Origin of the sequence: Delftia sp. CH05, from assembly GCF_009827015.1 — a bacterium.
Classification (GTDB): Bacteria; Pseudomonadota; Gammaproteobacteria; order Burkholderiales; family Burkholderiaceae_C; genus Comamonas; species Comamonas tsuruhatensis.
Genome location: NZ_WUMG01000014.1, coordinates 1 through 18,235, shown reverse-complemented (window position 1 = coordinate 18,235; position 18,235 = coordinate 1). Strand labels below are relative to the sequence as shown.

At 67.6% G+C, this 18,235-nt stretch carries 18 protein-coding genes; 10 read left to right on the top strand and 8 right to left on the bottom strand.

Annotated features, from left to right (window positions below):
• Nucleotides 1-41: 41 nt before the first annotated feature.
• From GRX31_RS13380 to kynU, 6 genes are all read left to right on the top strand, one after another.
• Nucleotides 42-419 (top strand): RidA family protein, encoded by a 378-nt coding sequence (locus tag GRX31_RS13380; protein ID WP_160853140.1) that lies wholly within the window; start codon nt 42-44, stop codon nt 417-419.
• A 105-nt stretch (nt 420-524) separates the two neighbouring features.
• Nucleotides 525-1,145 carry a LysE family translocator gene (locus GRX31_RS13375; RefSeq protein WP_160853138.1) on the top strand — a complete coding sequence of 207 codons (621 nt, stop codon included), beginning with the start codon at nt 525-527 and terminating at the stop codon, nt 1,143-1,145.
• Between the two features lie 12 nt (nt 1,146-1,157).
• Entirely contained in the window at nt 1,158-1,943 is a 786-nt protein-coding gene (locus tag GRX31_RS13370) for a helix-turn-helix domain-containing protein (protein WP_012204090.1), read from the top strand.
• A gap of 156 nt (nt 1,944-2,099) precedes the next feature.
• Nucleotides 2,100-3,497 (top strand): amino acid permease, encoded by a 1,398-nt coding sequence (locus GRX31_RS13365; RefSeq protein WP_016448996.1) that lies wholly within the window; start codon nt 2,100-2,102, stop codon nt 3,495-3,497.
• A gap of 4 nt (nt 3,498-3,501) precedes the next feature.
• Nucleotides 3,502-4,131 carry an arylformamidase gene (kynB, locus tag GRX31_RS13360; protein ID WP_160853136.1) on the top strand — a complete coding sequence of 210 codons (630 nt, stop codon included), beginning with the start codon at nt 3,502-3,504 and terminating at the stop codon, nt 4,129-4,131.
• A 52-nt stretch (nt 4,132-4,183) separates the two neighbouring features.
• Entirely contained in the window at nt 4,184-5,488 is a 1,305-nt protein-coding gene (kynU, locus tag GRX31_RS13355) for a kynureninase (protein WP_016448998.1), read from the top strand.
• A gap of 17 nt (nt 5,489-5,505) precedes the next feature.
• Here the strand turns inward: kynU and GRX31_RS13350 are convergent, their stop codons facing one another.
• Both GRX31_RS13350 and ada read right to left on the bottom strand, forming a co-directional pair.
• Entirely contained in the window at nt 5,506-6,516 is a 1,011-nt protein-coding gene (locus GRX31_RS13350) for a DNA-3-methyladenine glycosylase family protein (RefSeq protein WP_160853134.1), read from the bottom strand.
• Nucleotides 6,513-7,421: a bifunctional DNA-binding transcriptional regulator/O6-methylguanine-DNA methyltransferase Ada gene (gene ada / locus GRX31_RS13345; RefSeq protein ID WP_016449000.1), complete on the bottom strand. Its 909-nt coding sequence runs from the start codon at nt 7,419-7,421 to the stop codon at nt 6,513-6,515. The genes GRX31_RS13350 and ada overlap by 4 nt, the downstream gene beginning before the upstream one ends.
• A gap of 163 nt (nt 7,422-7,584) precedes the next feature.
• On the opposite strand from ada, the gene kynA reads away from it, so the two are divergent.
• Nucleotides 7,585-8,460: a tryptophan 2,3-dioxygenase gene (gene kynA, locus GRX31_RS13340; protein ID WP_160853132.1), complete on the top strand. Its 876-nt coding sequence runs from the start codon at nt 7,585-7,587 to the stop codon at nt 8,458-8,460.
• Nucleotides 8,461-8,551: 91 nt separating this feature from the next.
• Complete coding sequence (locus tag GRX31_RS13335) at nt 8,552-9,853, top strand: MFS transporter (RefSeq protein ID WP_160853130.1); 1,302 nt, start codon at nt 8,552-8,554, stop codon at nt 9,851-9,853.
• Nucleotides 9,854-9,871: 18 nt separating this feature from the next.
• On the opposite strand, the gene GRX31_RS13330 is transcribed toward GRX31_RS13335, so the two are convergent.
• The 3 genes from GRX31_RS13330 to GRX31_RS13320 all read right to left on the bottom strand — a co-directional run bounded on the left by GRX31_RS13330 (nt 9,872) and on the right by GRX31_RS13320 (nt 13,163).
• The gene (locus GRX31_RS13330; RefSeq protein WP_160853128.1) at nt 9,872-11,080 is read right to left on the bottom strand and encodes an FAD-dependent monooxygenase; all 1,209 of its coding nucleotides are present in this window, start codon (nt 11,078-11,080) and stop codon (nt 9,872-9,874) included.
• Nucleotides 11,081-11,455: 375 nt separating this feature from the next.
• The gene (locus tag GRX31_RS13325) at nt 11,456-11,749 is read right to left on the bottom strand and encodes an H-NS histone family protein (RefSeq protein ID WP_016449004.1); all 294 of its coding nucleotides are present in this window, start codon (nt 11,747-11,749) and stop codon (nt 11,456-11,458) included.
• Between the two features lie 100 nt (nt 11,750-11,849).
• On the bottom strand, nt 11,850-13,163 hold the full coding sequence (locus GRX31_RS13320; RefSeq protein WP_016449005.1) for a hemolysin family protein: 1,314 nt from the start codon (nt 13,161-13,163) through the stop codon (nt 11,850-11,852).
• Between the two features lie 24 nt (nt 13,164-13,187).
• On the opposite strand from GRX31_RS13320, the gene GRX31_RS13315 reads away from it, so the two are divergent.
• Nucleotides 13,188-14,033, top strand: coding sequence for a symmetrical bis(5'-nucleosyl)-tetraphosphatase (locus GRX31_RS13315; RefSeq protein ID WP_016452605.1), 846 nt, complete (start codon nt 13,188-13,190; stop codon nt 14,031-14,033).
• 77 nt (nt 14,034-14,110) lie between these two features.
• On the opposite strand, the gene GRX31_RS13310 is transcribed toward GRX31_RS13315, so the two are convergent.
• The 3 genes from GRX31_RS13310 to GRX31_RS13300 form a co-directional block, all read right to left on the bottom strand.
• A complete protein-coding gene (locus tag GRX31_RS13310; RefSeq protein WP_160853126.1) occupies nt 14,111-15,607 on the bottom strand; it encodes a DEAD/DEAH box helicase in 1,497 nt (498 codons plus the stop codon).
• A 185-nt stretch (nt 15,608-15,792) separates the two neighbouring features.
• Nucleotides 15,793-16,674 (bottom strand): KPN_02809 family neutral zinc metallopeptidase, encoded by an 882-nt coding sequence (gene ypfJ, locus GRX31_RS13305; protein ID WP_016449008.1) that lies wholly within the window; start codon nt 16,672-16,674, stop codon nt 15,793-15,795.
• A 108-nt stretch (nt 16,675-16,782) separates the two neighbouring features.
• A complete protein-coding gene (locus tag GRX31_RS13300) occupies nt 16,783-17,139 on the bottom strand; it encodes a hypothetical protein (RefSeq protein WP_227472599.1) in 357 nt (118 codons plus the stop codon).
• Nucleotides 17,140-17,240: 101 nt separating this feature from the next.
• Between GRX31_RS13300 and GRX31_RS13295 the strand changes: the two genes are divergently transcribed.
• Nucleotides 17,241-18,188 (top strand): delta(1)-pyrroline-2-carboxylate reductase family protein, encoded by a 948-nt coding sequence (locus GRX31_RS13295; protein ID WP_160853124.1) that lies wholly within the window; start codon nt 17,241-17,243, stop codon nt 18,186-18,188.
• Nucleotides 18,189-18,235: the final 47 nt, after the last annotated feature.

Below are 18,235 nucleotides of genomic sequence, written 5' to 3'. Positions count from 1 at the left end.
AACACCATGCCTTCGCATGTAGTCAAAACACAAGGAAATCCATGAAGCAAATCATCGACGTGGGACTGCCGCCGCTCAAGCAGCCCTTCTCCTGGGCCGTCAAGGCCAGCGGCCAGATGCTGTTCACGGCCCACGGCCCCGTGCGGCCCGACGGCAGCATCGACACCGGCCCCATCGAACAGCAGGCGCGCCTGACCTTCACCAACCTGCTCAACGCGCTGCAGGCCGCAGGCGGCACGCTGGCGCATGTGACCCAGGTGCTGATCTACATGACCGACGTGGCCGACATGCCGGCCATCGACGCCGTGTACCGCGAGTTCTTCGAGGCGCCTTATCCCAACCGCTCCAGCATGGGGATTTCGGCGCTGGTGGTGCCGGGCATGAAGCTGGAGATCGTGGCCTACGCCATGCTCCCCTAGAGGCTGTGACGGACATGCCGGCGCCCCGCAATTGCGTTCAATACAGGGCCGGCGTGCGGGACGAGACTGCGTGCCTTGTGCAGTCCTGCGTCCGCGCGAAATCTCATGTCCTCCTCGCTGCTCGCCATGGGCGTCTTCACCCTCGTGGGCGCCATCACGCCAGGCCCCGTCAATGTGCTGGCCCTGCGCCACGGCGCAGCCCGCTCGCGTCTGGTCTCTGCCGCCTATGTGCTGGGCGCCAGCGCCAGCTATGCGGCCGTGGTCTGGGTCATGGGCCAGGGCGCACAGTGGCTGCTGCAGACGCTGCCGCAGCTGTCCACGGCCGCACAGTGGCTGTGCGCCACCTATCTGCTGTGGCTGGCCTGGCGGCTGGCCAACGCGCCTGTGGGCCAGGCCGGTGCGCAGCAGCAGGCCGGATCGCAGCGCACGCTGCAGGCCTTGCTGCAAGCGCTGTTGCAGGGCACGGCCGTGCAGACGCTCAACCCCAAGGCCTGGCTGGTGGCGCTGGCCGGCGTGGGCCTGTTCGTGCTGCCCCACGCGAATGCGCCGTGGGCGCTCCTGCAGTTTTGCGCCATTTCGCTGCTGGCCTGCCTGGTGGGGGTCGGCAGCTGGGCGCTGCTGGGGCAGCTGCTTTCGGGCTGGCTGCGCACCGAACGCCGCCAGCGCCTGTTCCACCGCCTGCTGGCCCTGCTGCTGGTCGCCAGCGTGGCGGCCATGCTGGCATGATGGCTGGCCGCCATGACTTCAACCTCTCCCCACCGCTTCCACCGCCATCCGGCCGCCCCCTGGGCCGAGCTGCGCGACAGTGCGCGCTCGCCGCATTGCTTTCGGCTGCACATGCATGCCGAGTACTCGATCGGCATCGTGGACGCGGGCCGTACCGTGTTCCACCATGCCCACGGCCCGCAGCCTGTGGAAGCGGGCGGCGTGGTGCTGATCGAGCCCGGCGCCTGGCATGCCTGCAATCCCGACCCCGGCGCGCCGTGGTCCTACCGCATGCTGTTTGTCGATGCCGACTGGCTGCACGCGCGGCTGGGCGTGGCCGCGCTGCGCTTTCCCCGGCGCACGCTCACGGATGCGGACATCGCCAGCCTGGTGGATGGCCTGTGCCGCCCCGTCGATGGCACGGCGGCCGCCGACCGCCTGGCCCTGGGCCTGGAGCACCTGCTGGACCGCTGTGCCCAGCCCGCAGCCTTGCCCCTGCCCGGCGATGCGGCGGCCCTGGCCCCCGCACTGCAGCGCCTGCATGCGGGGCCCGATGCGGGCCTGACCGTGCAGTCTCTGGCCCAGGAATGCGGCATGAGCGCCACGCGCTTCATCCGCCGCTTCAAGGCGGCCACGGGCATGACGCCTGGCAGCTACCGCCTGAACTTGCGCATCAACGGCGCGCGCCGCCTGCTGGCCACGGGCGCAGCGCTGTCCGAGGCCGCCTATGCCATGGGCTTTGCCGACCAGGCGCACCTGCAGCGCGCCTTCAAGGCCCACCATGCGCTGACACCGGGCTGCTACGCACGCGGCGCCTGAGCCGGTACCTGGGTCGGCCGCACCTGAGCCGGCCACACCTGAGCCGACCGCATCTGGGCCGGACCCTCCCATGGTTTTGCAGCGGCCAGCCCGGGGCCGGCGGTGAAAGCGCAGATACTTACGCCTTCCGCTTTCAGCCCCCAACCGCCGCGCACCATGGCCGCCTTCCAAGACATTCAGCAACGAGAAACCGGCCTGCGCCAGCAGCTGTCCGCCGCCCAGATGGTGATGATCGCCATCGGAGGCGCCATAGGCACCGGCCTTTTCATGGGCAGCGCCTTCGCCATCGGATTCGCCGGCCCCAGCGTGCTGGTCAGCTACGCCATCGGCGCGCTGATCTCGCTGCTGCTCATGGGCTGCCTGGCTGAGATGACGGTGGCCCATCCGACCTCGGGCTCGTTCGGCGCCTATGCCGAGCACTACATCAGCCCGATGGCCGGCTTCATGGTCCGCTATGCCTACTGGGCCGCCGTGGTGCTAGCCGTGGGCATGGAGGTGACGGCCATAGGCATCTACATGGGCTACTGGTTCCCCGACGTGCCGCGCTGGATCTGGGTGGTGGTGTTCTCGGGCGCGCTGGTGGCCGTCAACGCCAGCAGCGTCAAGGCCTTCGGCCAGGTGGAGTACGGCTTTTCCATGGTCAAGATCATCGCCATCGTGGCCTTCATCCTGATCGGCGCCTGGGTGGTGTTCGGCTCGCAGCCCCAGGGCATCGGCTTTTTCAACTACACGGCCGATGGCGGCTTCTTCCCCAAGGGCCTGTGGGGCACCTGGGTGGCCGTGATCATCGCCATCTTCAGCTACCTGAGCCTGGAGGCCGTGGCCGTGGCGGCCGGCGAGGCCGAGGACCCCAAGCGCGCCATCACCCGGGCCTTTCGCACCACCATGGCGCGCCTGGTGATCTTCTACCTGCTGACGCTGGCGCTGATGCTGGCCATCGTGCCCTGGCAGCAGGCCGGCACGGACAAGAGCCCCTTCGTGAAGGTGATGGAGATCATCGGCATCCCGGGCGCTGCCAGCATCATCAACTTCGTGGTGCTGGTGGCCGCGCTGTCGGCCATGAACAGCCAGCTGTATGTGACCTCGCGCATGATGTTCAGCCTGTCGCGCGGTGGCTATGCGCCCTCGGTGTTCGGGCGGCTGAACAGCCGCGGCGTGCCCGTGGCGGCGATTGCCATCTCCTGCCTGGGCATTGCCGTGGCCGTGGCCGTGAACCTGTGGAAGCCCGAAGGCTCGCTGCTGTGGATGATGTCCGTGTCCATGTTCGGCGCCATGTTCACCTGGTTCATGATCTTCGTGACCCATCTGTTTTTCCGCGCGCGCTGGTCGCGCGAGCATCCGGGCCAGCGCCTGCAGTTCCGCATGTGGGGCTATCCGCTGTTCACGCTGGCCGGCGCCGCGCTGATGCTGGGCGTGATCGTCACCACCTATTTCACCGAGGTCTTCCACATGACGCTGCTCACGGGCCTGCCCTTCCTGGGCCTGCTGGCCCTGGTGTATGCGCTGTGGTACCGGCCGCGCGCACAGGCCGCCCGAACCGCCCCGAAGGAGTGAAACCATGACCCGCAGACTCTGGGACATCTCCCCGGCCGTGCAGGCCGCCAGCCCCGTCTTTCCCGGCGACACGGCCTACAGCCAGCAATGGTGCGCCACCATCGGGCCGGGCTGCCCGGTCAATGTCAGCGCCATCACGCTGTCGCCCCATGTGGGAGCGCATGCCGATGCACCGCTGCACTATGACGCCGACGGGGCATCCATCGGCAACGTGGATCTCGACGCCTTCCTCGGCCCCTGCCGCGTGATCCACGCCATCGGCAAGGGACCGCTGGTCGAATGGGAGCACATCGCCCACGCCGTGGAGCATCTTCCGGCACGCGTGCTGGTGCGCACCTACGAGCGCGCCCCCACCACCTGGGACCAGGAACTGGCAGCCTATGCACCGGCCACGGTCGAGCGTCTGGCCGACCTGGGCGTGAAGCTCATCGGCATAGACACGGCCAGCATCGACCCGGCCAGCAGCAAGAGCCTGGACAGCCACCAGGTGATCCGCCGGCGCGGCCTGCGCGTGCTGGAGAACCTGGTGCTGGACGAGGTGCCCGAGGGCGACTACGAGCTCATCGCCCTGCCGCTCAAGCTGGTCGAGGCCGATGCCTCGCCCGTGCGCGCCGTGCTGCGTGCCCTGGCCTGATTCCCGGGCCGCACCTTTCGCCTTTCGCCTTTTCCATACCCAAGGAGACCCCGTGACGAGCCTGCAAGACTGCCTCACCCTCGATGCGCAAGACCCGCTGCGCGCCCTGCGCGACCAATTCACGCTGCCCGAAGGCGTGATCTACCTTGACGGCAATTCGCTGGGCGCCAGCCCCCGCGCCGCCGCCGCGCGCGTGGCCGAGGTGGTGCAGCAGGAATGGGCCCAGGGCCTGATCCGCTCGTGGAACGACGCCGGCTGGATCAGCCTGCCCCAGCGCCTGGGCGACCAGTTCGCCCCCTGGCTGGGCGTGGGCGCGGGCGAGCTGGTGTTCACCGACACGGCCTCCATCAACCTCTACAAGGTGCTGACGGCTGCGGCCCGCATCGCGCGCGAGGACGCTCCGCAGCGCAAGCGCCTGATCAGCGAGCGCAGCAACTTCCCCACCGACCTCTACATCGCCCAGTCGGTCTGCCAGGAATACGGCCTGGAGCTGGTGCTGCTCGAACCCGAGGAGATTGCCGGTGCGCTGACCGACGAGGTCGCCATCTGCATGCTCACCCATGTGAACTACCGCACGGGCGCCATGCACGACATGGCTGCCGTGACGGCTGCCGCGCAGGGCAAGGGCATTCTCTGCGTCTGGGACCTGTGCCACAGCGCGGGCGCCGTGCCTGTCGATCTCAAGGGCGCGAATGCCGACTTCGCCATCGGCTGCAGCTACAAGTACCTCAACGGCGGCCCCGGTGCGCCGGCCTTTGTCTGGGCCCATCCGCGCCTGATCAACCGCTTCTGGCAGCCGCTGTCGGGCTGGTTCGGCCATGCCGAGCCTTTCAAGTTTGTGCCGGACTACCACCCGGCCCAGGGCATACAGCGCTACCTGTGCGGCACCCAGCCCATGGTCAGCCTGAGCGTGCTGCAGTGCGGCCTGGACGTGTTCACGGCCGTGGAGCCGCTGGGCGGCATGGACGCGCTGCGCAACAAGTCGCTGGCGCTGACCGACCTGTTCATCGCCCTGGTCGAGGAACGCTGCCAGGGCCACGGCCTGGGCCTGGCCACGCCGCGCGAGCACGGCCGGCGCGGCTCCCAGGTCTGCCTCACGCGCGAGGAAGGGCTGGGCGTGGACGGCAAGGACAGCGGCGCCTATGCCATCGTGCAGGCGCTGATCGCGCGCGGCGTGATCGGCGACTTCCGCAAGGGCGACGGCACGGGCCTGCACAAGGACATCCTGCGCTTCGGCTTCACGCCGCTGTACGTGGGATTCGAAGATGTCTGGCATGCCGTGGAGCACCTGCGCCAGGTGCTGGAATCGGGCGAATGGCGCAAGCCGGAGTTCAACCGCGTCAATGCGGTGACCTGAAGCCTGGAGCCAGCCCTTCAGAACGCCGTCGACGACAGCGAGGCCCAGAGATGGGCCGCGACCAGGGCGCGCCAGGGCGCGAAGTCCCGCAGCCACAACTCGGTCTGCGCGGCGTCCACGGATTCCGTCTCCAGCAGCCGCGCCAGGGCGCGGCGCACGGCCACATCGCCGTGCAACGGGCCGTCCAGGTGGCCATAGCCGCGCAGCAGCATGTAGTTCACGGTCCACGGGCCGACGCCCTTGAGGGCCAGCAGCCGCCGGCTGATCTCGCTGGCGGGCAGCTCGGGCATGGCGGCCCAATCGTCCAGCGGCAGTTCGCCCGCCTGCACGGCATGCGCCAGCAGGCGCAGCGTATGGGTCTTGCTTCGGGAAAAGCCGGCCGCGCGCAAGTCGTCCTCGCTCAGCTGCGCCACCTGCGCGGCCTCCGGCATGCACCACAGCTGCTGCGGCGCGTCGGCATGGCCATCGTGCAGCGCCACCGGCTGGCCGGCTGCAGCGATCAGGCGGCGGCGCAGCGACACGGCTGCCGCCACGCTGATCTGCTGCCCGATGACGGCCCAGCTCAGCGCCTCCCAGGGCGTGCAGGCCGCGGGCACATGCAGGCCCCGCTGGCGCGCCAGCAGCGGTCCCAGCCGCTCATGGCGGCCAAAGCGGCGCTCGAACTCCCCCACATCCTGGGACAGTCCGAACATGCGCCGCAGCATGGCGGCCAGCACATCGTCCATGCCGGTGATTGCGCCCGCATCGGCGGGCAGGTGCCATCGGGCCTGGACCACGGCCGCCTCTTCGCACTGCTGCGTCAGCTCCAGGGTGAGCAGCGTGGGAAGGCCTTTCCACATCAGGCCCTTGTGCATGCGGATGGTGCCGCCATCCTGCAGATCGCATTCGGACAGGCGCTGGGCATCGCGCCGGTGAAAGCCCCAGAACTCGGTCATGCGGTAGCCGGCCGGCAGCGTCAGTTGCTGCTGCGCCTGGTAGGTCTGGCCGGTGCCACGCCCTTGCCCTGGCCCTTGTCCTTGCCCGCTCATGCGCTTCCTGCCTGGCGCAGCGGTGCGTGCCCAGCGTCCTTGCCAGACGCCTCCTGCGCCTGGCGCGCCTCGCGCAGCAGCAGGGCGCGCTTGCGCTCCACGCCCCAGCGGTAGCCGGAGATGCTGCCGTCGTTGCGCACCACGCGGTGGCAGGGCACGGCCACGGCAATGGGGTTGGCCGCGACGGCGCTGGCCACGGCCCGGGCACCCGTGGGCATGCCCAGGCGCAGGGCCAGTTCCGAATAGCTCAGCGTCTGCCCGGCGGGAATGGCGCACAGCGCCTGCCATACGCGCTGCTGGAAGGCCGTGCCCTGCACATCCAGCGGCAGTGCCAGGCCCCGGCGCGGCTGCTCGACCAGGGCCACGACCTGGGCCACGGTGTGCTCGAATCCGGCATCGCCGCCCACCAGTTCGGCCAGCGGAAAGCGCTGCTGCAGGTCCTGGACCAGGGCCTCGGCATCGTCGCCCAGCAGCACGCAGCACACGCCGCGATCGGTGCTGGCCACCAGGATGCTGCCCAGCGTGCATTCGGCCACCGCAAAGCGGATGGTCTGGCGCATGCCGCCGCGCCGGTAGTCACCGGGCGCCATGCCCAGCATGGCGCCTGCGTCGCGGTAGAAACTGCTGCTGGCCGCATAGCCGCTGAGGTAGGCGGCATCGGTGACCGAGTCGCTCTGGCCTGGCTGCAGCGCCTGGCGCAGCGCACGCGCGCGGTGCGCCTTGGCATAGGCCTTGGGCGTGAGGCCCGTGGCCTGCTTGAACAATCGGTGCAGCTGCCAGGGGCTCAGCCCCGAGCGTTCTGCCAGCGCGCCCAGGGCGGGGGGCGGCTCCTCGGTCTCCAGCCAGCGGCAGCATCGGGCCACCAGGGCAGCGGGGTTGGCAGGGGCATCGCTGGCTTGATTCATGGCTTGGTGGGACACGGCATGTCTTTCAGGATCATCGGATGCCCTACTCTACGCAGCCCGGCGCGGGCGCGCATCCCGCTTCTTGCAAGCCGCAGGATTGCTGCGCGGGATTCGGTTACGCTGCGCCCTGCATTTTCCGCATCGAGACTTGCGAGACTCCCACATGACCACCGAACACTCCGGCTGTCCCATGAACAGCCCCGGCCGCACCGAATCCATCGTCAAAGAGGAGCGCGCCCAGCTGGACTTCAGCCAGTCCATGAGCTATGGCGACTACCTGCACCTGGACCAGATCCTCACGGCACAGCACCCGCTGTCGCCCGCGCATGACGAGATGCTGTTCATCATCCAGCACCAGACCAGCGAGCTGTGGATGAAGCTGATGCTGCATGAGGTCCGAGCCGCCACGGCCGCCATCGCAGGCGGCACGCGCGCCGACGCCTTCAAGATGCTGGCCCGCGTGAGCCGCATCATGGAGCAACTGGTCAGCGCCTGGACCGTGCTGTCCACCATGACGCCGCCCGAGTACACGGCCATGCGTCCCTACCTGGCCAACTCCAGCGGCTTCCAGAGCTACCAGTACCGCTGCATCGAGTTCTCCCTGGGCAACAAGAATGCCGCCATGCTCCAGCCCCATGCCCACCGGCCCGATCTGCTGGCCCAGGTGGAGGCGGCATGGCGCTCGCCCTCGCTCTACGACGTGTCCCTGCAACTGCTGGCGCGCGAGGGCATCGAGGTGCCCGCCGACCGGCTGGAGCGCGACTGGACCCAGCCCTACGAGGCCAGCGAAGGCGTCAAGCAGGCCTGGATCACGGTCTACCGCGATCCCCACCAGCACTGGGACCTGTACCAGCTCGGCGAAAAGCTGGCCGACATCGAGGACGCCTTCCGCCTGTGGCGCTTCCGCCATCTGACGACTGTGGAGCGCGTCATCGGCTTCAAGCGCGGCACGGGCGGCACCGGCGGCGTCAGCTACCTGCGCAAGATGCTGGACGTGGTGCTGTTCCCCGAAATCTGGGCGCTGCGCACCGCGCTGTAAGAACTGGCGGGCGCCACCGACGGCAGACCGCTGCGGTGGCGACAGCGCGCATGCGCGCAAACGGGTAAGCTGCGGCGCCAGGAGAAATACCGTGTCCGCAGCGCCGCAACAGCCCCCACACAACAACACACACACAGAGGCTTCGCAGACCTCCACCGCAGCACCGCCGCCACGCAGCCAGCTGCTGTGGGCCATGCTGCTGGCCCTGCTCTCGGCCTTTGCGCTGAGCCAGGCCTTTCGCACCACGACCTCGGTCATGGCGACCGGCCTGCAGCAGGATTTCGGGCTTACGGCCCAGTCGCTGGGGGCCTTTGCGGGCCTGTTCGGACTGTCCTTCGGCGTGGCCCAGCTGCTCATGGGCATCGGCATGGATCTCTACGGCCTGCGCCGCACGGTGCTGCTGTCGTTTCCGCTGGCGATCGCGGGATCGGCACTGTCCGCCGCCGCACCCAATTACGGCTGGCTGATGGTGGGCCAGTTGCTGATCGGCGTGGGCTGCTCGCCGGCCTTCCTGGCCTGCACCATGTTCATCTCGCGCCACTTTCCCATGGACCGCTTCGCCTTTCTGTCGGGCGTGGGCATGGGCGTGGGCGGCTTGGGGCTGCTGTTCACAGGCACGCCGCTGGCCTGGCTGGTCCAGCATTTCGGCTGGCGCTCGGGCTTTGCGCTGCTGGCCGTGATGTCGGCCCTGTCCTGGCTGCTGATCTGGTGGCGCGTGCACGAGCCCGCCCGCCGCGGAGCACAGACCGCCGCACGGGAAAGCTGGGGAGTGGCGGCACGCCGCATGGCCGAGCTGTTCACGCTGCCGCACACCCTGGGTATCGTCCTGCTGGCCATGGCCTGCTATGCATCGTTTCTGGCGCTGCGCGGCCTTTGGCTGGGGCCGCTGCTCATCCATCGCTATGGCTTTTCGCTGGTGGAAAGCGGCAATGTGGCGCTGGTCGTATCGATGATCTCGCTGTTCAGCCCCGCGATTTTCGGGCGCATGGACCCCGGCCCAGGGCGGCGCCGGCGTTGGCTCACCAATTACTCGCTGCTCATGGGCAGCCTGTTCATGCTCATGGCCTTTTTGCACCATGGCTGGACCAATGTGGCGCTGATCTTCGCCATGGGCCTGCTGTCGGGCTATTCGGTGCTGCAGTACGCCGATGTGCGCGCTTCCTACCCCCCAGAGATGACCGGCCGCGCGCTGTCGCTGTTCACCATGGCCATGTTCCTGGGCGTGGCCCTGGTGCAATGGTTCACGGGCTGGGTGGCGGCCTGGGCCGAGGCCTGGGGCGTGGAGCCCTACAAGGCCGTGATGATCTCGATTGCAGCCACGCTGGTGGGCGCGTCGACCGCGTTCCGTTTCCTGCCCTCCTCGCCGCTGCTGCGCCAGGCATCCGCCGCCTAGCGGCCGGAGTCTGTGCCTCTACAAGGCGTTGGCGGCCGAGCCATCGCCACGGTACAGCCAGGGCAGATCCATCAGCCTGGAGCCCAGCAGGCGCAGCGACAGGTCACGCCCCCAGCGCACCGGACCCGTGGCATGGAAGATGCGGCCGTTGCGCTGCGAACGCGCCTGCACGCGCGCATTGCGCTGCCAGCGATTGAGCGCGTAGCGGCGCAGGCGCATGTTCACATCCAGGTCATGCATGGACAGGGCGCGCTGCAGCTCCGCTGCATCTTCAATCGCCATGCCGGCGCCCTGGGCCAGATAGGGGCGCATGGGGTGGGCGGCATCGCCCAGCAGCGCCACCACGCCGCGCGCCATCTGCGCGGCCGATTGCACAGGCGGGCGGTCCCCCACCGGCCACAGCCGCCAGTCACCGCCAGCGGCAGGCACATGCTGGACCAGGTCCAGCAGGTGCGGGCAGCTGCCCTGCAGCACCCGCACCAGATCATCGAGATTGCCCGCGTGGTCCCAGTTCGCCAGGTCCTCGGGCGCCGGGCCCTGGACGATGACCACCAGGTTCTGCAGCTCGCCCCGGCGCACGGGGTACTGGATGGCATGCATGCGCGAGCCCAGCCAGGCCGTGACATCAGTGGCCCGCAGCCGCTTGGGCAACTGGGCCTGGTGCACCAGGGCGCGGTAGGCCAGGTGCCCGGTGACACGCGGCGGGCCGTCGCCCAGCAGCTGCTGGCGCAGGACGCTGCGCACGCCGTCGGCGGCAACCAGGGCATCGCCTTCGATCAGCTTGCCGGCCTGGGTTCGCACGGTGACCACGCCGTCAGTCTCGGAAAAGCTCTCGATGGGCTGGCCCAGGTTCAGGTGCATGCCCGGATAAGTCTGAGCGGCTTCCCGCAGCAATTGCTGCAGATCGGCCCGGTGGATGGTGGCGTAGGCTGCGCCATAGCGTTGCACGGACTCGCTGCCCAAGGGCATGTGCGCCAATTCCTGCCCGGTGACTGCGCTGCGCACGCGCAGGCTGCCCGGCAGCGCCACCACCTGTTGCAGCGGTTTTTGCAGGCCCCAGGCCTGAAGCCGCCGCACGACATTCGGACCGATCTGGATTCCGGCGCCCACTTCACTGAGCGCGGGCGCCTGCTCGAAAAGACGCACTTCCCAACCCGCCCGCGACGCACCGATGGCGGCGGCCAAGCCACCAATGCCGCCGCCGGCAATCAACACCTGCTTGTTCATGCGCGTATTGTGCCCCTGCCTTCGCCCATGGTGGCTGGTGCCTGGATATTCAAGTCGGCCACCACTGAAGAAAATCAAAAAATCATCGGATTTGTCTGAAACACGCATGCATCCGCCATGCGTTGAGACGCCAAGACCCGGAAACACCCACCTCGCATGCTCCAAACTGCCGCAAGGTGCATCACTGGCACCGTGCATTTTGCGTTACCGCCAGAAATCGCCCCTGGCATCGCCGCCGCGCAATGTCCGTGCACAGGCCCACGCTTTGCACAGCGCATGATAGTCATTCTCAACCGAGTCAATTTTTGACAAATGGCCGTGCCAATGAAAAAAGCCCGCACAAGGCGGGCTCTTTCAACATGCGCGATGGAAAAATCAGATGACGAACTTTTCGCGGTCCTGATTCTGAATCCACTTCGGCGGCTTGCCGCGTCCGGTCCAGGTCTGGCCAGTGGCGGGATCACGGTACTTGGGCGCCACCTTGGTGCCCGTTGCACCCGCATTGCCGCGACCACGAGCCGAAGGAAAGACGTCATCCGCAGTCAGGCCATATTCGGCAATCAAATTGCGAACCTTGCCCACGGCGTCAGACAGTTCACGCTTGCGCGCTTCCTGGATCTGTTGCTCCAGTTCCTGTCGCTGCTTCAGCAATTCCTTGTAAGAGCTCATGGTGTGCGCCTTGAAAGTTGTTTAAGAGCTTTCATTATAAAAACATAATCGCCCTACAGGGCAAGACGCATGTAAGCAAAATCCACAATATCGCAGTTGCCTATTGCAGCGAGGACCCTTCGGATAATTCCGAAATGGCAAGCACCTTGTCAATGCGTTTGCCATCGAGATCAATCACCTCGAAGATCCAGCCCGCGCAGCTGATCCGCTCTCCCAGAACCGGCAAATGACCGCTTTCCGCCATGAGAAGGCCGGCAACGGTGTTGTATCGGCCACGGTGCTCATCGGGCAGGTCACGAATATCGAGGCGCGCCTTCAGCTCCGATATGGGCATCAGCCCGTCCAATAACCAGGAGCCATCCCCACGCTGCATGGCCCATGCTTCCGTTTCGGTCACAGGCTGTAACTCGCCGGTAATCGCCTCCAGCAAATCGCGCGGCGTCATGATGCCCTGCACCACGCCATATTCATCCACCACGAACACCATGCGCCCGGATCGGGCACGCAATTGCTCCAGCAGTTCCATGGCGCTGAGCGTCTCGGGCAGGAACGAGGCCGGCAGCACATGCTCGTAGAGCGTGGAGCCCGCCGCATCGGGACCCAATGCCAGCAGGCGCGCCACGCTGATGATGCCGACCACGTCATCAAGGGAATTGCGGCACACCGGATACCAGGAATGGCCGCCCTTTGCGTGGTCATCGGCCGAGGCCTGCAATGCCTCGGTGACGGTCATGTCGGCATCCAGCCATTGCACATCGCCGCGCGGCACCATGATCGACGTCAGCGAGCGGTCATCGAGATGGAAGACGTTCTGCACCATCTGGTGTTCGCTGGCCTCGATGACGCCGGCATCGCGGCCCTCGGCAAGGCTGGCCGCGATCTCCTCCTCGGTCACGGAGCGTGCCGCCGATTCATTGATGCGCAGCAAGGTCAGCATGGCGCGGGTGGAGAAGGCCAGCAGCCGCACAAAAGGCTTGGCTGCCGACGCCACCCACGTCATGGGCCGCGAGACCACGATGGCCACGGTTTCGGGATAGAGCTGGCCGATGCGCTTGGGCACCAGCTCGCCGAAAACGATGGTGACGAAGGTGATCACGGTCACGACGACTGCCGTTGCCGAAATGCTGGCTGCGCGCTCTGGAACGCCCAGGCCCAGCAGCCATGCGGCCAGTCCGTCGCTGAAGGCCGCCTCACCCAGGATACCGTTGAGCAGGCCGATGGAGGTGATGCCCACCTGCACCGAAGAAAGAAATTGCGTGGGGTTGTCGAGCAAGGCCAGTGCCGCCACCGCTCCCTTGTCGCCTGTTTCAGCCAGTGCCACCAACCGAGCCTTGCGGCTGGAGGCCAGTGCCAATTCGGACATTGCAAACACCCCATTGAGCAGCGTAAGCAACGCGATCAGCAGAAAATCCATGGTTCGTATATCAGAAAGAAGACCATGGCACTTTACTGTATCGGTGATATCCAGGGATGCCACGACGCCTTTGAGCGCCTGCTGCAACGCGTGGATTTCTCCGCCAGCCGCGATACCTTGTACATCCTCGGCGACCTGGTGAATCGCGGCCCGGCATCGGACAAGGTACTGCGCACCTGCATGGCCGCCGGCGACTCCATGCGCGCCCTGCTGGGCAACCATGACCTGCACCTGCTGGCCGCCGCCCACGGCGTGCGCCGCAACAGCCGCCGCGACACCTTGGCCCAGGTGCTGCAAGCGCCCGATCGTGACCAGCTGCTGGACTGGCTGCGACAGCAGCCGCTGGCGCGCAGCCACCGCACGGTGCATGGCGATGAGCTGCTGATGGTCCACGCAGGCGTGCTGCCGCAGTGGACCGCCCAGGAAGTGATGGACCTTGCAGGCGAGGTGCACACGGTACTTCGCAGCGCGCAATTGCCGGATTTCCTGCAAGCCATGTACGGCAACCAGCCCGATCGCTGGTCGCCGGATCTGCAGGGCTGGGAACGGCTGCGTGTCATCGTCAACGCGCTGACCCGGCTGCGTTTTTGCAGCGCTCAGGGGGTCATGGATTTCGACAGCACGGAGTCGGCAGAGCAGGCGGCGCCAGGACTCATGCCCTGGTTCGATGTGCCGGGCCGCGCCACGGCGGGCGTGCCCATTGCCTTTGGCCACTGGTCCACGCTGGGCCATATCAACCGGCCCGATCTGGTGGCGCTGGACACGGGCTGCGTCTGGGGTGGCTGCCTGAGCATGATGCGCTTCGGCGACCATCTGGTGGACAGGGAGCTGATCCAGGTGGATTGCCCGCAGGCCCAGGCCCCAGGCTGATCGGGAGCAGCCCGTGCACCCATGAAAAACGCCTGCAAGGCAGGCGTTATTCGGGAAGCAGGCCGCGTGTGCGGCGCTCAGACCTCGGAGGTGGCGACGGGCGCGGCGGGCGCGACCGGTGCCTTGAACAGCGCCGCCAGCTTGCGCTTGGGCTTGATGTTGCCGCCGGCCTTGGGCGCAGCGCGCTGGCTTTCCCAGTTGGCGTCGGCGCTGGCCGAAGGCTCATAGGGCTTGTCGAAGAAGGGGTCGGAATGCGCCGGGCGCTGGGCCATGCGCGAGACGCGATGGCCGAAGCCCGTGCTGCCCCGTGCTGCATCGGCACCGCGATCGCCACGCTCGCCACCGCGATCCCGTTCACGACCGTACCCGCCGCCAGCGCCTTGGCGCGGCAGCTCGTCGAAACGGTGACCACGCGGTGCGCTGCCGCGGAAATCTTCCATGGGGCAGGTTTCGACGTTGATCTTCTTCTTGATGAGCTTCTCGATCTCGCCCACCAGGCGCGCATCGTGGCTGGTCACCAGGGTCACGGCAATGCCGGAGGCGCCTGCGCGGCCCGTGCGGCCGATGCGGTGCACATAGTCTTCGGCGTTGAAGGGCACGTCGTAGTTGAAGACGGCCGGCACGTCCTTGATGTCCAGGCCGCGGGCCGCGACATCGGTACACACCAGCAGATCGACCTCGCCGCGCTTGAAGGCTTCAAGCGCCTTCAGGCGCTCGTCCTGGCTCTTGTCGCCGTGCAGCGCCGTTGCGCGCAGGCCATCACGCTCCAGGGCACGCGTCAGGCGGGCGCAGCCCAGCTTGCTGTTGGAAAAGACGAAGGCCTGGCGGATCTCGCGCTGCTTGAGCAGCGAACGCAGCGCATAGCGCTTGTCGTCGTCGCTGACGCTGTAGAAGCGCTGCTCCACCGTGGACGCCGTCTCGTTGGGACGGGCCACTTCGATGGTGACGGGGTCTTGCAGGTAGCTGCCGGCCAGGCGCTTGATCTCGGGCGAGAAGGTGGCGCTGAACAGCAAGGTGGTGCGTGTCTTGGGCAGATGGGACAGGATGCGCTGCAGGTCGGGCAGGAAGCCGATGTCCAGCATGCGGTCCGCCTCGTCGAGCACCACGTACTCGACCTGGTTGAGCACCACGTTCTTGGCTTCGATATGGTCAAGCAGCCGGCCCGGCGTGGCCACCAGCACCTCGACGCCCTTTTTCAGTTCCAGCGTCTGCGGTTTCATGTCCATGCCGCCGAACACCACGGTGCTGCGCAGCTTGGTGTACTTGGCGTACTGGGCGATCTGCTGAGCCACCTGGTCCGCCAGTTCGCGCGTGGGCAAAAGCACCAACGCCCGCACGGGGTGCCGTGCAGGCGAAGCGGAGGCATTTTCGTGGCGCATCAGCCGCTGCAGCAACGGCAGCGAGAACGCTGCCGTCTTGCCCGTGCCGGTCTGGGCTGCGCCCATGACATCCTTGCCGGTCAGAACAACCGGAATGGCCTGCGCCTGGATGGGCGTCATGGACTCGTAGCCCATGTCGGCCACGGCGCGCGCCAGGGACTCGGCCAGTTGGAGATTGGAGAAAGAGCTTGTCATTGAGGACGCTATTGTCGCACCTAGCGCGATTTGTGCGTTGCAATAACGCCAATTGGCACCTGGACAAGCATGGCGTTGCGTGAGCGCAACCCGCAAAAACCCGGTACGAGGGCCCGCTATGCGGGCATTTTTTCATCGCCGGGACACCGCCTCGAGACGGGACAGCGCCCCTCGGGGGTCATTTTTCAAAGCGAAGCGGCCGAGAAAGTGTCGCAGGACTTGACGCTGCCGGTGCGCAGACCGGTGCTGAACCAGCGCTGGCGCTGGGCACTGGTGCCATGCGTGAAGCTGTCGGGCACGACGGCGCCGCCACCGGCGCGCTGCAGGGCGTCGTCGCCGATCTTGGAAGCGGCATTCATGGCCGACTCCACATCGCCCTGCTCCAGGATCTGGCGTGCGCTTTGCGCGCGGTTCGCCCAGACGCCGGCCAGGCAATCGGCCTGCAGCTCCAGCTTGACCGACAGATGGTTGTATTCGACCTTGCTGACGCGGCCCCGCGCACGGTCCACCTGAGCGCTGATGCCCAGCAGGTTCTGCACGTGGTGGCCCACCTCATGGGCAATCACATAGGCCTGGGCGAAATCGCCGGGCGCGCCCAGCTGGTTCTTGAGCGTCTCGTAGAAGCCCAGGTCGATATAGACCTTCTGGTCGGCAGGGCAGTAGAACGGCCCCATGGCGGACTGGCCCGTGCCGCAGGCCGTGGGCGTGGCGCCGCGGAACAGCACGAGCTTGGGATCGGCATATTGGGCTCCGCCCTGGCGGAACACCTCGCGCCACACATCCTCGGTATCGGCCAGCACGGTGGAGACGAAGCGGGCGAGCTGGTCGTCGGCCGGCGGCTTGTGGGCCGGCCCCTGGGGCTGCTGCACCTGCACCGGCGCGCCGCCGCTGAGCGCCCCCAGGATGGTCAGCGGATTGATGCCCAGCACCCAGCCACCGACCAGGGCGATGACGATGGTGCCGATGCCGATGCTGCGCCCGCCAAAGACGGGACCACCACCGCCACCACCACCGTCATCACGGCGGTCCTCCACATTGTCCGACTCGCGGTTGCCTTCCCATCTCATGGTGTTCGCTCCTGGATCTGTGCTGCGGCCTGCAGCATCGGGCGGCGATATTACGTCGGAACCTGCGGGGCCGCAGCGTCCGCAGTCCCGGCAATGATACGGCGTGTATCAGCGCACGGGCTGCACCGCCATGGGGGCAGTGACGGGCGGCGCCTGGCTGCGCAGTACCTGCTCGCGCGCCACCAGCACCATGCCGGCCAGCAGCGCGGCGACGATGCACAGGCCGACGACGACCGCCAGGCCCAGCCCCCATCCGCCGCGCCTGCGCCGCTCGCGTGCAGGCTCGCCGGGCCTGCGGGGCGCAGGTGCCTGTTCGCTGGGAGGCTCCTCGCGCTGCCACGGTTCGGGCGCGGGCCCGCGCCGCTGCTGCTCGTAGCGCGGGGCCGATTCCTTGCGGGGAGCTTCGGGCCGCGCCGAACCGTCCCAGCTGGGCTCCTCGCGCGGATAAGAAGGCTTTTGTGACATAGGCGACATCGTAGTGCCTGCGCAAGCCCGCGCGGGCCTGGGTGCACCACCGGACACATCGCGCATTGGCCTGCGCGCGCCTACTGTGTACAGTCGCGGCCATGAGCCATTCCAGCACGCACTCCTCCGCCGCCCTAGACGCGCAGGCCACCGCCGCCCTGCTGCCCTGGAAGGAGCTGGCCGAAGAGATCGCGGCTGTACTGCTGCAGCCCCGGGCAGTGCAGGTGCCGCCGCGCATCGTGATGCCACTGCCCGCAGGAGGCAGCCTGTTTTGCATGCCCGCCACCGATGGGCAGGTGGCCATGACCAAGCTGATCAGCCTCACGCCCGGCAATGCCGGCACGCCGCGCGCCACCATCCAGGGCGATGTGGTGGTCTTCGATGTGGCCACGGGCGAGCGCCGCCTGATCCTGGACGGCCCCACGGTCACGGCGCGGCGCACGGCCGCCGTATCGCTGCTGGCCGCGCAAAGGCTGGCTCCCAATCCGCAGGGCCCGCTGCTGATCGTGGGCGCCGGCGTGCAGGGCCTGGCCCATATGCAGGCCTTTGCAGAAGGCCTGGGCGTGCGCGAGGTCCAGGTGGCATCGCGCAGCGCCGAGAGCGCCCAGTCACTGGTCAGCCAGGCGCATGCCATGGGCCTGCAGGCCAGTGCCGTGCAGGATCTGGAGGCCGCCGCGCGCCATTGCCCGCTGATCGTGACCTGCACGCCGGCCCGCGCCGTGGTGCTGCATGCAGCCCCGCGCGCCGATGCCTTCGTCTCGGCCGTGGGCGCCTTCACGCCGCAGATGGTGGAGCTGGCGCCCCGCCTGTGCCTGGGCCTTGCGCAGGCGGGCCGCGTCGTCGTCGATACCGCAGATGCGCTGCACGAAGCCGGTGATCTGCTGCAGGCGGGCATGGACGTGGCCGCCCTGCCCACGCTGGAGCAGGTGGTGCGCGAGCAATGGCTGCGCCCGCAGGTGCCGGTGCTGTTCAAATCCTGCGGATGGGGGGGCTGGGACCTTGCGGCCACCCGCCTGGCAATGCGCCGGGCTGCGCTTCAGAACAGTTGACGACGGATTTCTGCGTTGAACGAGCTTTCTCCCCCGGATTCCCCCGC